The following is a 14,781-nucleotide window of genomic DNA, read 5'->3' as shown; positions in this document are numbered from 1 at the left end:
ATGACTACAGCAATGATAATGACTGGTTGACTCCATGATTCCTTTTATATAAAATGCTTAATAGAAGCTGAGGAAGCACCTTAATTCGTAGACTGGCCCGTATTATGCGGAGTCAAGAATCGAGTGAGGTGTTTCTTTGTCATGTACGGAAAATTACACAGTGCGTGTTTGTACGGAATCGATGGCGTTCTGATCGAGGTGGAAACCGATTTATCCAATGGTCTGCCACAGACATCCATCATCGGTTTACCGGATTCAGCCATTCGAGAGGCCGTTGAACGTGTTCGTGCAGCGATTAAAAACTGCGGATATCAGTATCCTTTACAGCGGATCACAATTAATCTGGCTCCCGCTGATCTGCGCAAGGAAGGATCTTCCTTTGATCTAGCCATTGCTATTGGTTTACTTATGACAAGCGGCCAGCTTGTACTTCCTCCCCAGGAACGGACACTAGTGGTTGGCGAACTGGCGTTGGACGGTTCGATCAGGTCCGTGCCCGGCATTTTGTCCATGGTGGATCTGGCCAAACGACAAGGCTTTACTTCCGTGCTTCTGCCTTTCGATAACGTAGAGGAAGCGTCACTGATTCGAGGTATCCAGGTGTTTGGCATTCGTCATTTACAGGATATTGCTCCGGAAAACCCAGATGAACGCGCTGGTTCAGTGGGAATACCAAATAATTCGAATGCAGGACCAGTCGTATTGAAAAATTATGCACACCTCGCTTCTCCTATAACAGATAGGCCACAGAAGAAAATGGATAAAAAGACGAGACAGACTCCATTACTGGTAGATGACTATAGCGATGTTCTGGGGCAGCACCATGTAAAACGTGCGCTTATGATCGCTGCAGCTGGCATGCATAATATACTGCTCGTTGGACCGCCAGGCACGGGCAAAACGATGTTAATCAAACGGTTGCCTACCATCCTTCCACCTTTGTCAGAAGATGAAGCGTTAGAAGTAACCAAAGTATTAAGTGCCGCAGGCAAATTGAAAGAAGCGCCTCAAGGCCTGATTGCAGATAGACCTTTTCGCTCCCCTCACCATACAATATCCACCTCTGGTCTGATTGGAGGCGGTGGTATCCCAAAACCGGGTGAAGTGAGCCTTGCCCACCGGGGCATATTGTTTCTGGATGAATTACCTGAATTCCAGCGTCAAGTGCTGGAGGTATTAAGGCAGCCGTTAGAGGATCGCACAGTGACAATTAGTCGGGCACGCGCTGCATTCACCTTTCCGGCCCAGTTCATGCTAGCATGTTCCATGAATCCCTGTCCCTGCGGTTATTTGTCCGCTCATTCGGAGGAGCAACGCTGCATATGTAGTCCAGCCCGTGTTGCCGCGTACCGAGCCAAAATTTCAGGGCCACTGCTGGACCGCATTGATCTTCAGGTTGAGGTTCCTCCACCAGGCGAGTGGCGCAAGTCTGCTGCTTCCCCTTCCTCTGAAGAAATGCAGACAAAAGTGATCCACGCTCATCAAATTCAGGCTACACGTTATGCCAAAAGTTCGGTTCGTTGGAATAGCCAGCTTTCGGGCACGCTTTTGCGACGGACGATCCATCTCCCCCAAGAGGCAGAGCAACTGTTAGAGCAAACCTTGCAAACGTTAAACCTGAGCATGCGGGCACATGATCGGATTATCAAGATGGCACAGACAATTGCCGATCTGGACCATGAAGGTGAAATTGTGACAGCTCATGTGGCTGAAGCCATCCAGTATCGTCAACTGGATCTTAATTTATTTTGAAGCTATTTTAGAAGCATATGGAGGAAAGAACAGCCCGATTTACCCAAAGGCAGTGAAATGGGCATGAAACTGCAGACAGCAGAGGAAGATCGAGAAGGATTCCTTATAGAGATTCTACAATTCGGATATGCCAACATAACAAAAAACGTACAAGCCCTTCTCTTCTGTGAAGAAAGGAACTTGTACGTAAATTTCCCTGTAACATAAGGGGATCGTATATAGCTAAGGTCTACAAATAATTTATTATTCAAAAAGAGTGAGTTTGTCCTTAGCTGGTGTGCGTTCTTTGGCAGAAGGAATAACATCAGGGTATCCCATATAAATCATGCCTATAATCTTCTCTCCCGCCTCTATTCCAAGCGGTTTGCGGAATTTGGGGGCGTACAAGAATGGCTTGGTCACCCAGAACGTTCCAATGTCTTCACTCCAGGCTGCAAGCATAAAGTTCTGAACCAATGCACTGACCGCAGCGAAGTCTTCGTCCCAGATATTCTGTCTTGGATCTTCTTCCAGCACGACAAGCATAACGGATGGAACTTGCATAATATTGGCTGAGAATTTGTTGTCTTCTCCCATTTCTGCGTCAATAGCCTCAGCCAGTTTCTTCCGTCCATTTCCGGTAAACAACAAAAATCTCCAAGGTTCACGCAGTTTATGGTTAGGAGCCCAGACTGCGGTGTCCAGCAATTCTATAATCTGCTGTGTAGGAACAGCTTCTTTTTTGAATTTTTTCACCGTACGACGGTTTTGAATCGCATTTCTAACTTCATTTGTTGTTTTCGTAGCTTCACTCATCGGCCGTACCTCCTGTTTATAATATGATTTGTAACCGTAACGATAGGTTACGGTCTGGAACAATTCGTTTATGACAAATCAAAAGATTAAAACGCCAGATTACATCCTTGATTATACACCCTTCTGTTCACGAGATTCAAAGGGAAGGCCTCGACTACTAGGGCTACAGGTATTAAAAACGGTAAAGACGGCTCCGAATCCTGATCTACCGAGGGCGATCATCATGTCGGAGCCGTCTAATTAAATTAGCATCTTATACAAATCACACTATCATATCAATGATGAATCAATATGAACCCGCGCCTTCAAATGTGCCATTAACAAAATCCATTTTGTTGTACTTCTCCTGGTTACCTGCAACATCTGTACTATAGTATTCTACCACCTTGACATCGGGAGCATAAAACTTGACGGGTCCTTCATACGTGTTCCATGCTCCCCCATTGATTCGATATTGCGTTGTTTTAACGCCCGAACCTTTGACTTCGTCCGTTGCCTGAAGTCTGAATGTAAATCCTTTAATGTACACCTTCCCGTTCACAGTATCTGTAATAGGAACTAATCTGTACTTGGTTACTGGAGGTGTAATATCTGCATCTTTCTTAAGTACGATATTAAACGTATTATGATCTCCTTGTACGAGGGGAATGTTCTGAGTCGATTTTAAGTACCCTGCTGCTTCTCCCGTTATAGTTATGGTGCCTGTTGGCACGCGCTTTATGAAATAATTCCCTTGAGCATCCGTTGTTGTTGTTGCCAAGCCTCCGGCATTCACTTTAGCTCCACTCACTGGATTGCCCGCCTCATCTACTACTTTCCCCCGTACATGTGCGGCTTCTGTCAAAACAACATCTACGATTAAGGTTTTTCCAGCCTGAACATTCAAACGATCCTGTTCATAAAGCATATAATCCGCAGAATCTACCCAGATCGCAATGTTCGGATTGTAGTCGAAATCAAGCCCGGTAACGGCATACCGACCTTGCTGATCTGTTTTAACCGGGCGATCCAAGGCCCCTGTTACTTTGACCAGGGCATCTGGAATCGGTTTGCCTGTTTGATCGGTTACAGACCCTACAATCGTAGAAGGTTCATATAGCTCGAAATTAACCAGAATCTGTTCCCCTTCTGACAAATAGTAGGTATTACGGTGCCTGTCAGTCACATAGCCCTCTGCTTCAATTATAAAACTAATTTCCGTATAATCCTGGACAGACACAAGTATAGAATAACTTCCAGTACCATCTGTCTTTACGCTTTTTTCAGTTTCTTCCCCTTGATATCTAAGGGAATACTTGATTGTTGCATCCTGGATAGGAAACCCTTCAAGATCAGTAACTTTACCTGATATTTTTGCCTGTGTAGACGGATCTGCTGCATAAGAAACTCCTGAATACATGATTCCAAACAAAATGAAACATAAAGATAGTGTACTTAGTCGAATTATCCATTTGATACTTGTCTGCATCTTCTCACTACACCTCACCATTTATTTTATTGATCAAACATTCCTCTTTAACCTCTTAAATTAACTGACCATAAGTTCAAGCTTCCAGAATTCTCCGTCCCAAACATATTGCCAAATCCCCTGTCCACCGTTCATGGTCTCGCTGATATCCAGCACTTCCATCCGAGGGCACTCCCATACTTGTTTTACTGTGTTGTTCGAAGTATTCTGAAGCTCTTTCATACATCCCACCAACCTCTCTTTAAATTTCAACTTTCTTAGTTTATTACAAATGATACATTTTGTATCTATAAATTTATGAAATACACTGATTTTATTATCAATGCTCTATCCTCTGTTTGGTGACTTCATAGTTAAAACAAAAAAAGCCGCAGCTCCTGTATGAAGAGGAACTACGACTTTATTATATTAACTAATTTCAAAACAAAAACAAATGAAAAGATAAGACATAATTAAACTTGTACTTCGAAATAACTGACCAACCCACATTAAAAAGATACATTTAGTATCAATAAATACAGCAATAACTTTTTAGTGTAATTCTTAAAAAGCATTAACAATATGATTCACAGAGACAGTCTCTCCTGCTTGATCAAGCATTACGGCAATTACATCAAAACGGATCTGAAGTTCCGTCTCTCCCTTCATTTGCAAATACACGGATGCGGTTGAGCGCACCTGCTGCATTTTACGCATATCCACCGATTCCTGAGGTGTACCGTACTGAGTGGCTCCACTTCTGCTCCTTACTTCTACAAAGACAATCAGGCCCTCGTAGGAAGCAATGATGTCAATCTCACCGCTACGGCAACGCCAGTTCTGTCTAATGATCCGATAATCGTTCTCTCGCAACCATTGACAGGCAGCCTCTTCACCTAATCGACCCTTCTGCTGTCGTGTAAGCTTCAGTCCCGGCTCCTTGCCTGATCTATGTTCTACCATGACTCGTCTTCCTCACGTCCTGAAGCCAGTCGATCTGCACGGTAGACGTAGGTTAGAACCTCTGCAACCAATTGATACAGTTCTGCCGGAATCTGTTCATCCAGATCCAACTTGGAGAGCACCTCCACAAGTGCTGCATCCTCCTGAACAGCCACACCGTTTTCTCTGGCTTTATCCAAAATGGCTTCTGCCACTTTGCCGCGCCCCTTGGCTACAACAACAGGCGCTTCGCTCTCTCCAGGAACATATTTTAGGGCAACCGCCTTTTTGGAGAGCAGGTCCGGTTGTGACGACTCGTCTTTCATACCTTCAAGTCCACCCCTTTGTATCGTTCAGGACTATAGTCCGAGGCCCTCGTTTTTCGTTCCGCGCCCGGCTCCTGGCCCGCAGGCCACGGTTCCGCCTTGAAGGTCAGCAGTTGATAGCCCAACTTGTCCAATGCCTGATGGATTACCTCTCGTCCGCTCTCCAGAAGCGGCCCCATCCCTTCCCGATCATTTAATACACGCAGACTGACAATGTTATTAACCACATGGACATCTACCAGAGTTGGCCCAAGACTTTTCATGTCCAGATCAAACCATAGACGGCAGTTGGACGCATCCAGCTCTCCACGAGGTCCACGACGTGATTGAATCTGAACAGACGCCGTTTCTTCCCCGTCCGGTCCAGTGATCGGAATAAACCAGTGCATCTGTGCAAATGTAGCACTGCGATCTGTCGTCAGCAATAACTGCTGACCTGTCAGATATTGCACCGCTTGTCCGGCGGCATCCTTAAGCGCCGCCGGTGCACCTTCGCTGCTGGCAAGCTGCAGCAGCAAGCCCTTCAGCGTGTCCGCATTTGCCGGACTCGCCGCATCCCCCACGCGCGGCTGCACAGCCGCGCCGTGAACGGCCTGCTGCTCGTGCTCCGCACCGAGCAGCTTCAGCACGCGCCCCACCCACGGGTCCCCCTCGTGGGTGACAGGCGCGTGCACTGCCGCAGCTCCCGCAGGTGCTGCTGCGGCACTACCGCCAGCCGGCGGCGCATCAGCGCCGGCTGGCAACGGCTGCGGCACGCCTGCGGCAGCCGCAGCCGCCTGGCCGCCCTGCGATGCAGGGGCGGCCTGTGCTGCCGCACCAGGCTGTGCCGGTGCGGCAGTGGACGCGCTGCGCAGGGCGTCCAGCAGCGCCAGCAGCTTGGGCGCCAGCTGCGCTGCCGTAGGCGCTGCTGGCGCCGCCTGGCCTGCTGCGGACGGAGTCCCCGCAGCAGCAGGCGTATCAGCGCGGCCGTCAGTTCGCACGGCCGCGCCTGCTTCAGGCTGGCCTGCACTTGCACGGCCAGCCACAGATTCAGCTGCCGCCCCTGGTGTACCCGGGCGGCTCCCAGCTTGGCCCGCGTCAGCCCCGCGCGGGCTCTCGCCAGGTATTCCGGTTCCAGACGGAATACCCGCAGCCCCTTTGCCAGCCGTTTCAACGTTGCTGGCAACTGCCTTGGCCCCAGCTTCAGCATTTCCTGCGCCTGCGACGGTCTGCTGGTTTCCTTTCATCGCAGTACCTGCATCCTCTGCCCCGGCATCCGTCATGGATATAGATCCTGCCAATGCCGCTTGTCCTTGTTGCGTTGACAAAGCAGGTGTTCCGGTTACAGTCACCTGACGACCATTACCTGATGCAACCAATCCTTCTTCCGTCTGTGATGCATTTGGTACAGCAGGTGCACCAGCCAAGACTGCTGGTTTCAACGTAGCAGATTGTTCTCCAGGCAATACCGGTTTACCTGTTGTTTGAGTAAGCATCGTTTCCAACTGGTCAGCCAACCCGCTTAACAACTGATGCAAAGGGGGGCCAAACACCGTCTGGTGTAATCCTTTTACTGTTTCCGCCGTAACCGGAAGGCCACGCTGAAAAGCAATCCCTGTCGCCTGCACCCATTCTTCCACAGGGACCTGTGCAGGTTTGGCAGTCATCATATTCTGGACCATAGCCACATTATCCTTCGTTAGCGGCACTCCGCTACGCTGCATGGCAAGTAACAGTTCCCGGTTCCCTTTTGTATCCGGCAGTCCTACATCTTTAAGCAGGTTGTTCAGCGAAGCTTGTGGCAGCTCAGCAAGTGTTCCGGACATAGGTTTCATTACCGTTATGCCATTTTCACCTGGAGGCTGCACTTGAAGCAACGTGGTCTCACCCGGACGGAGTGGAGTCTCCAACTTGGCGCGTACCTGCACACCTTGAATCTGCAGAACTGCTTCTCCTCCATCATCGGATACACTAACGACGGAGCCACGAACCACCTGACCTTCCTTTAATTCAAGCGGTTTGGCATTGCCGGGCTTACTATCTCCCATTAACCCCTTTATCATGGAACCGATATTCAAATCTCTCCCCCTCCTTCCTTCAAACCTGTGTTAAAACAAAGATTGCTGCTCTCCAAGCAGGTTGCCCAGAAAACTGCGTCGATGCATCGGGGTTGCCCCCAATGCCATAATTTGCTCCCGATGAACTTTTGTTGCATATCCTTTATGTATCGACAAACCATATTCCGGATATAACGTATCCCATTCTTCCTTACATAGTCGATCTCGCGTTACCTTGGCAATAATCGATGCCGCTGCGATCGATTGACTATTGGCGTCACCTTTAATAATGGACAGTTGAGGTACATTCAGATCCACCTTCTCGGCATCCACCAGCATATAATCAGGCGTTTCTCCCAATGCTTCAACAGCTCGTTTCATCGCGAGTCTCGCCGCCTGCTTGATATTAAGCCGATCAATCGTCTCTGCATCCGCGTACCCGATACCTACCGCCAGCGCCTTTTCCATAATGACGTCATATAGTGCATCACGTTTTTTCTCCGTCAATTTCTTGGAGTCATTCACACCTTCCAGAATGAGATCCTTCGGTAAAATAACCGCCGCTGCGACAACATCCCCAAACAAGCATCCCCGTCCTACCTCATCAATACCAGCAATACGTTCAAATCCACTGTCCCAATACTCCCGCTCGTAGATCAGCAGGTCTCGAGGTTCACTGGCTTCTTTTTTCTTCTTTGGTCCAACCGGGGTATCCAGTAGATTCAACCCGATCTCTTCATTATTTTCAACCATAACGCTCATCTCCTCTACCCACGCTTTTTCAGCATGCGTATCACTTACAACTTTTTTATAATATAGACGTAGATCCTCTGTCTTTTGTTCTGTACAACCTGTCACTCTCAGCAAAACTTTTCCTTGAGATTTACAATATAAAGATAGTGATGTCTTCATTTATCGGTATTTGATGGTTTAAATTGAATATATCAGACCTCGACTAATCTAAATTGCACCACCATTCATCATAGCACGATTTAGACGCACCTGATATATAGGCCAGCCAATTCCATAAAGCGTACTGTTCTTCAATCCTCTTCCATTTTATCGTTTCGACATATGTTCCAGCGCTACTTCCGCGTTTGTATACACAAAAAAGCGACCGCTCCGGGTAATCCGGTAACGGCCGCTTCTTTCGGCACTTGTATATATGAAATGAACAGATAAAGATAATAATCTTCATCGTGTTGAGTCCATTTTTTTTAATAGGGAGCTTCCATAGAAAAACGTCCCATTTTACCCGCGCGCAGTTCACGCAGAAATGCTCGTGATGCCTTTTCCAGATCAATGCGTCCACCGCTTACAACACATCCACGGACACGGCCGACTTGTTCCATAATCGCAATAACACTGTCTGAATCATCTGCATCCTTGGAGAACTCCTGAAGTCCGTATCTCTCTTCCAAAGCGTCCCAGTAATAACGCATCAGGTAACTGATTCCAAAAAAGGCAATATCCTCTGCATTCAGAATTTCCTCTTTGATTGCACCTGTTACGGCAAGACGATAACCTACATTTTGATCTTCGAACTTAGGCCACAGAATACCCGGAGTATCCAATAACTCCATTTCTTTGCCTACCTTGATCCACTGTTGCCCCTTCGTCACACCAGGACGATCTCCTGTTAACGCAATACTCCGTCCAGCCAGTCGGTTAATCAGTGTGGATTTACCTACATTGGGAATCCCTACGATCAACCCGCGAACCGCACGAGGATTAATCCCTTTAGCAATTTGACGGTCAATTTTTTCTTTAAGAAGAAGCTTGGCCTGCACGGGAATATCTTTAACATTGGTTCCCGTCGAAGCATCTACAGGAAAAGCGGTAATTCCTTCTTTTTTGAAATATTCAATCCATTCTTGCGTCACTTTGGCATCTGCCAAATCCGATTTGTTCAACAAAATCATCCGGGGTTTATCCAGCAATATTTCGTCAATCATCGGATTACGGCTGGAGACAGGCAGACGGGCATCCAATAGTTCGATGACCACGTCGATGAGCTTTAACTTATCCTGAATCTGGCGTCTGGCTCGAGTCATATGACCTGGAAACCATTGTATCGTCACCTTGTCTTCACCTCATTATTTACTTCAATTTCAGTGGTTGATCCACTTAATCTCACCGATCGGCCAGAAAATCACATCTGCACGACCAATAATATCTTTTAACGAAACATAACCGATCATACGGCTGTCTGTACTATTTGGACGGTTGTCTCCCATGACAAACACATGACCTGCCGGCACTTTGCCATCAGGGAACTGCTCATTCGGGAAATCCTTCACGTTATAGGTTCCACCATTTGCTTCAGCTGCATCAATGGCTCCTTGAATATACGTTTCATCAACCTTTTTACCGTTAACCATCACGGTATCGTCCTGAACCTCAACTGTATCACCTTCTACAGCAATAACACGTTTAATGAAATCTCGACCTTCGGATGGTACGTGGAAGACGATAACTTCACCACGCTTCGGTTCTCTGATATCATATAAGATCTCGTTGACGATCACACGTTCACCCGTTTCAAAGTTCGGCTGCATGGACGGACCGTCCACAACAAACGGTTTGAAGAGCAACCACCGAATCAGAATGACGAGAACTAATGCGATAACAATGGCTTTAAGCCATTCAACAATTTCATTTTTGGCTTTTTTGGATCGACTGTTTTTCTCTTCGGCAGGATTGCCCCGGTCATGTTGAACTTCTTGTTCCATTCAAGATCTTCCTCTCTTCACAGTACATGTTTATAGCAGTACACACATCCAGCATTCTGTATCGTTCCAATAACTCCATGGATGGATACAGAACATTCACATCAGTTATGTAATCTTACACCAAGCATTACAGTACATTTAATCCACAATTCAAATGCCTTCAAGAGGTTGTTCAAAAAGTCGGTACTAAAACCGGTCTTTTGAACACGCACTTCAATAACTGATTTTACAAGCCTCCCGGACTATTCCCCGCATGTGTTGCCATACCATTTTACTCGGAAGTGTACCTCCGGTTCAACTTTTCCCGGACAAAAACGAAAAGGGCTTGTCTCCAAGCCCTTCCCGGTATCCGTTATATTAACGAATTTCTTTAATTCTCGCTGCTTTACCGCGTAGTTCACGAAGATAATAAAGCTTCGCACGACGCACTTTACCACGGCGAGCCACTTCGATTCTATCGATTTTTGGGGAATGAAGCGGGAAAGCTCTTTCCACACCTACACCGTAAGAAATTTTACGAACTGTAAAAGTCTCACTGATTCCACCACCACGGCGTTTAATCACAACACCTTCGAACAATTGGATACGCTCACGAGTTCCCTCGATTACCTTAACGTGCACTTTCAAAGTGTCACCAGGACGAAAACTCGGAATATCCTTACGAAGTTGTTCTTGTGTAATCGCTTGAACGATATTCATCTATGACTCCCTCCTTCCGTACAGGCGTTCATACTTCTTCCAGAGATCACCTTGTCTCCTTCATTATCCATAGAGGACCGCCGTATTCCACATAACAGACTTATTGTATCACGCAGCATATCAAAACACAAGAGAAATTAAACAAATGCCTATTGTTCAATCAGCTGCTCTGAAACTCATCCATCACATGTTGACTTCATTCTAAAATACATTCTCTCATATGGACTGTGAATCAACGCTCTCATCTGCAAGTCAAGCTGATACAGGAAAAAATACTGTAACTTCCCGTGTAGAAATATCGTCTATGATATAACTTAATGACCACTTTAAAAGGAGAACCCCAAGACTCATGAAATATTGGAAAAAGATCACACTTGCCTTACTCGCCATGCTCATATGCTCCATTACACTGTATGCATATGCCGTAACTCATCCAACGAATGCACTGTCACACAAAGCCTGCACATCCTGGGACATAGTCAAACGCAAAGCATTCGAGCTGTCACACACTGACTTCTCTAACCAATCTGCGCTGGATCGTTCTAACTTCAAGATTGAACAAGGTACTGCTACAGAAGTTCCTGTGCTGATGTATCATTACATAGAGCCCAAATTGAATAATCATGAGACAGATAATAAATCCATCATTAATCTGGAGGATTTTGAGCAAAATATGAGATACCTGCATGATGAAGGCTACCGAACAATTACACTGGATCAGCTTGAACAATATGTTAATGGAAAGTTATCCTTACCACAGAAGTCCATTGTAATTACCTTTGATGACGGATACCAGAACAATTATACATTAGCTTACCCTGTGCTTCAGCAATATAATTTTCATGCCTCGCTGTTTGTCATAGGCAGTAAAATTCAGGAGCAACCTTCGGAATTTGAGCCCGCGATTAACAGTTTCATCTCCAAGCCAGAGATGCAGGCGGCAACTGACGTATTTGAATTCAACAGCCATACCTATAACCTGCATCACAAGGGATTTATGCGCTGTGGTAACAGTGTGCCTGTCGGTCTGGACACCAGTCTTCTGGATGATGATATCCAGCGTATGAAGCAAACCGGAATAGACACATCTTATCTGGCATATCCTTTTGGTTATACCAGTACACAGATGATCTACAAGTTACAACAACATGGATATCGCATGGCCTTTACCGTAAAGTCTGGATTTGTGCATCCAGGAGATCATCCCATGAAGCTGCCTCGCTTGACGGTCACCACAGGTACTGATTTGGCGACCTTGCTTCAACCCGAATCCAGTCCGCAGAACGAATCATTTGCATCGGAGAATGACCAGTAAAATCTACACTTTAACTTCACCGCCCGGATACAGAGTCGAGCTATACAGCCTTTTGGGCTGTGGCTTGGCTCTTTTTGCATCGGTAAGTGATAATGTCATCGGAGAGCTGGAATAAATCACTGCTTCCTCTGCGTCATAGATGATGATCTGTTCTTTCCCCGTCTGAACCAGGTCTGCATGCGCCGCATATCCCTCTTTCGGGAATTCAGTAACCGTTTTCATGTCTCCATCTACCAAAGAAGGCAATACATCTCCACCTCGGCGATACGCCAAAATATAATCGAGTCCACCCTCATCCCAGTTACATACAGGCTCTATAATGGTTAACCAGCCACGAGTCGTGCGATTTTCTTTCCAAATTTCTTGCCCTGTACTATCGAGCATGAACATTCCATCCTTACCACTCTCATCCCCTCGGACAATCCGGTCCAGACCTGCAATCTGTAAACCTTTCATTCCAGAACAAAAATGGCCCAGTGCAATATGTTGTGATTCAATCGAATCTTCATAACGCCACTTCTCATTACCGTAGCGGTCCATCATGACCGTCACACTGCCACCGATAACAACCTCAACTTCCCCATCACCGTCAACGTCTCCAAACCATATACAGTCAGCATGATCCTCGAGATTATGACAAGACCATAATAACGTCCCATCATGATCCAGCATGTCATACCCCGCCATCACTTCATCTTTCCCATCTCCATCGATATCATATACCCATGGAAAATGTCCTGGGTTTCCCTCATGCTTCCACAACAAATTAAAATCATGGTCAAGTGCCCATAACGTCTTATAGCGGTCTTTCAGTATAATGTCCATTTTCTGCTGGTTGCCAGTCAGGTTGGCGAGAATAATGCAGTCATGTGCTTCATCACCTGGCAGATCACGTGTTTCTTTGATCTCTCCGGTCCGGCCATCCAACACGAGAAATTGTTTGTCCATGACACACAATACTTCATTATTTCCATCTCCATCCCAATCTGCGATCTGAGCGGGATAGTCTGAACCCGGACCACCTGCATCAGGATCAGGAGTTCCGACCTGCCATAGTAATGTTCCTTCCAGATCAAACGCAGTCAAACAACATACCTGATGCGGGACATACCGATCGTCTATACCCCCATCTGCCTGTACCAGCAACATTTCAAGTCTGCCATCCCCATTAAGATCTCCCAAAAGCATTTTGCAGCGTTCTCCGCCTTCGCTAATATCTACTCTAGCGATTTCATAAGGCTGATTGCTCATCATCTTCCTCCTCAGCGTATCATTAACATTCCATTACAGCTGAGTTCAACATAAAGAAAACCCCTGATTTTTACAACCCTATTATGTGCTCATGCAAAAATGTTCAAAGCTGCAAAAAAGTACCTCGGTCAACAATAACCAATTTAAAGGAATGATTTAAACCCACTCTAAAAACTCAAGACGATTGCCAAAAGGATCATTTATATAGAATCGTCGCACACCTTCATCTGCTCTTGCTTCGTCATCGACAATATGAATTTGGTTATGAATGAGATGATCACGTAACTGATCCAAATGTTGTACATGAAATGCCGGATGAGCTTTTGTAGCGGGAATAAAATCTTTTTGTACCCCAATATGCACTTGGTGTCTGCCACACTCGAACCATACACCACCCCGTTTTCTCAGAATTTCAGGTTTGGGAATCTCAGTCCAGCCTAACACGTTATTGAAAAAATGACGCGCCTCCGCTTCACAACCTTCTGGTGCTGCGAGCTGAATATGATCAAGACCAATAATATTGTAAGTCATTCTCACACCGCCTTTCGTTTCACTTAATGAAACTTAGTTCCATTAATTATACTTGTATTTTATAGAATAGACTAATGAAAATCCAGTTCTCTTTTCAATGTACACAAAAAAAGCCAACCTTTAGTATCAAGGTTGGCCCTTTCGAACTCTGGAAAATAATATTTACGTGTTTATACGAAACAAATACTTACTCTGTGCTATTTTCACGGTTTGAGCGCATCTTTTTCAGCCAAACTCGCTCTTTATCCGTCAAATCGGCCGTTTCCAACATCTCCGGTCTGCGCTCCAGCGTACGAAGCAACGACTGTTCTCTGCGCCATGCCTCAATGTTCAGATGATGTCCCGACAACAACATATCCGGTACTTTCATGCCCCTAAACTCGGGTGGACGTGTGTAGTGTGGATATTCGAGGAGTCCAGTACTGAATGAATCCGTTACGGCACTTGTCTCATTGCCAAGCACACCAGGGATAAGACGTACGATACTATCAATGGCAACCATAGCAGGCAACTCCCCACCCGTGAGTACGTAATCACCAATGGATAGTTCATCCGTCACGAGAAATTCGCGAATACGCTCATCGTAACCTTCATAATGTCCACATATAAAAATCAGATGATCTTCCTGCACAAGTTCTTCTGCTTTTTTCTGTGTAAACGTCTCACCTTGCGGACACATTAGAATGATACGTGGAGCTTTCATCGTTGCCGAGGCTTCTCCGCGTTGCTCCAGAACATCTTCTACAGCAGCAAAGATTGGATCCGGTTTCAGCACCATGCCCCCACCTCCGCCGTAAGGGGCATCATCTACTGTATTATGTTTATTGGTCGCATAATTTCGGAAGTTGGTTGCACCAAGGGATACGAGCCCCTTCGTTTGAGCTTTGCCCAAAATGCTTGCTCCGAACACACCGTCAAACATCTCCGGGAATAGCGTTAATACATCCACTTTCAT

General features: G+C 46.2%; 15 protein-coding genes. 2 read left to right on the top strand and 13 right to left on the bottom strand.

What is annotated here, in order from left to right; genetic code table 11:
- Positions 1-141: 141 nt before the first annotated feature.
- Complete coding sequence (locus tag QNO02_RS10910; protein ID WP_289392004.1) at positions 142-1,752, top strand: YifB family Mg chelatase-like AAA ATPase; 1,611 nt, start codon at positions 142-144, stop codon at positions 1,750-1,752.
- A gap of 243 nt (positions 1,753-1,995) precedes the next feature.
- Here QNO02_RS10910 and QNO02_RS10905 read toward each other — a convergent pair whose 3' ends face one another.
- The 10 genes from QNO02_RS10905 to rplS form a co-directional block, all read right to left on the bottom strand.
- Positions 1,996-2,547, bottom strand: coding sequence for a nitroreductase family protein (locus QNO02_RS10905; RefSeq protein ID WP_289392003.1), 552 nt, complete (start codon positions 2,545-2,547; stop codon positions 1,996-1,998).
- A 286-nt stretch (positions 2,548-2,833) separates the two neighbouring features.
- Complete coding sequence (locus QNO02_RS10900) at positions 2,834-4,015, bottom strand: carboxypeptidase-like regulatory domain-containing protein (protein ID WP_289392002.1); 1,182 nt, start codon at positions 4,013-4,015, stop codon at positions 2,834-2,836.
- Between the two features lie 60 nt (positions 4,016-4,075).
- Positions 4,076-4,237, bottom strand: a complete 162-nt coding sequence (locus QNO02_RS30280) for a paeninodin family lasso peptide (RefSeq protein ID WP_139331839.1) — start codon at positions 4,235-4,237, stop codon at positions 4,076-4,078.
- Positions 4,238-4,558: 321 nt separating this feature from the next.
- Positions 4,559-4,957 carry a YraN family protein gene (locus QNO02_RS10890; protein ID WP_289392001.1) on the bottom strand — a complete coding sequence of 133 codons (399 nt, stop codon included), beginning with the start codon at positions 4,955-4,957 and terminating at the stop codon, positions 4,559-4,561.
- Positions 4,951-5,262, bottom strand: a complete 312-nt coding sequence (locus QNO02_RS10885) for an EscU/YscU/HrcU family type III secretion system export apparatus switch protein (protein ID WP_289392000.1) — start codon at positions 5,260-5,262, stop codon at positions 4,951-4,953. The genes QNO02_RS10890 and QNO02_RS10885 overlap by 7 nt, the downstream gene beginning before the upstream one ends.
- On the bottom strand, positions 5,259-7,319 hold the full coding sequence (locus QNO02_RS10880; protein ID WP_289391999.1) for a TP0910 N-terminal domain-containing protein: 2,061 nt from the start codon (positions 7,317-7,319) through the stop codon (positions 5,259-5,261). The genes QNO02_RS10885 and QNO02_RS10880 overlap by 4 nt, the downstream gene beginning before the upstream one ends.
- Before the next feature lie 30 nt (positions 7,320-7,349).
- Positions 7,350-8,051 (bottom strand): ribonuclease HII, encoded by a 702-nt coding sequence (gene rnhB / locus QNO02_RS10875; RefSeq protein WP_289391997.1) that lies wholly within the window; start codon positions 8,049-8,051, stop codon positions 7,350-7,352.
- 464 nt (positions 8,052-8,515) lie between these two features.
- The gene (gene ylqF / locus QNO02_RS10870) at positions 8,516-9,379 is read right to left on the bottom strand and encodes a ribosome biogenesis GTPase YlqF (protein ID WP_062833774.1); all 864 of its coding nucleotides are present in this window, start codon (positions 9,377-9,379) and stop codon (positions 8,516-8,518) included.
- A 30-nt stretch (positions 9,380-9,409) separates the two neighbouring features.
- Positions 9,410-10,030, bottom strand: a complete 621-nt coding sequence (gene lepB, locus QNO02_RS10865; RefSeq protein WP_017689211.1) for a signal peptidase I — start codon at positions 10,028-10,030, stop codon at positions 9,410-9,412.
- A 357-nt stretch (positions 10,031-10,387) separates the two neighbouring features.
- Positions 10,388-10,729, bottom strand: a complete 342-nt coding sequence (gene rplS / locus QNO02_RS10860) for a 50S ribosomal protein L19 (protein WP_024630190.1) — start codon at positions 10,727-10,729, stop codon at positions 10,388-10,390.
- Positions 10,730-11,078: 349 nt separating this feature from the next.
- Here rplS and QNO02_RS10855 point away from each other — a divergent pair, with 349 nt between their 5' ends.
- On the top strand, positions 11,079-12,044 hold the full coding sequence (locus tag QNO02_RS10855) for a polysaccharide deacetylase family protein (RefSeq protein WP_289391994.1): 966 nt from the start codon (positions 11,079-11,081) through the stop codon (positions 12,042-12,044).
- A 3-nt stretch (positions 12,045-12,047) separates the two neighbouring features.
- On the opposite strand, the gene QNO02_RS10850 is transcribed toward QNO02_RS10855, so the two are convergent.
- The 3 genes from QNO02_RS10850 to trmD form a co-directional block, all read right to left on the bottom strand.
- A complete protein-coding gene (locus QNO02_RS10850) occupies positions 12,048-13,295 on the bottom strand; it encodes a hypothetical protein (RefSeq protein ID WP_289392747.1) in 1,248 nt (415 codons plus the stop codon).
- Between the two features lie 156 nt (positions 13,296-13,451).
- Positions 13,452-13,826 (bottom strand): VOC family protein, encoded by a 375-nt coding sequence (locus QNO02_RS10845; RefSeq protein ID WP_289391993.1) that lies wholly within the window; start codon positions 13,824-13,826, stop codon positions 13,452-13,454.
- Positions 13,827-14,013: 187 nt separating this feature from the next.
- Positions 14,014-14,781, bottom strand: coding sequence for a tRNA (guanosine(37)-N1)-methyltransferase TrmD (gene trmD, locus QNO02_RS10840; protein WP_289391992.1), 768 nt, complete (start codon positions 14,779-14,781; stop codon positions 14,014-14,016).

Origin of the sequence: Paenibacillus sp. PK1-4R (assembly GCF_030369595.1) — a bacterium.
Lineage (GTDB): Bacteria > Bacillota > Bacilli > Paenibacillales > Paenibacillaceae > Paenibacillus.
This window is presented reverse-complemented; position numbering and strand designations above follow the sequence as displayed.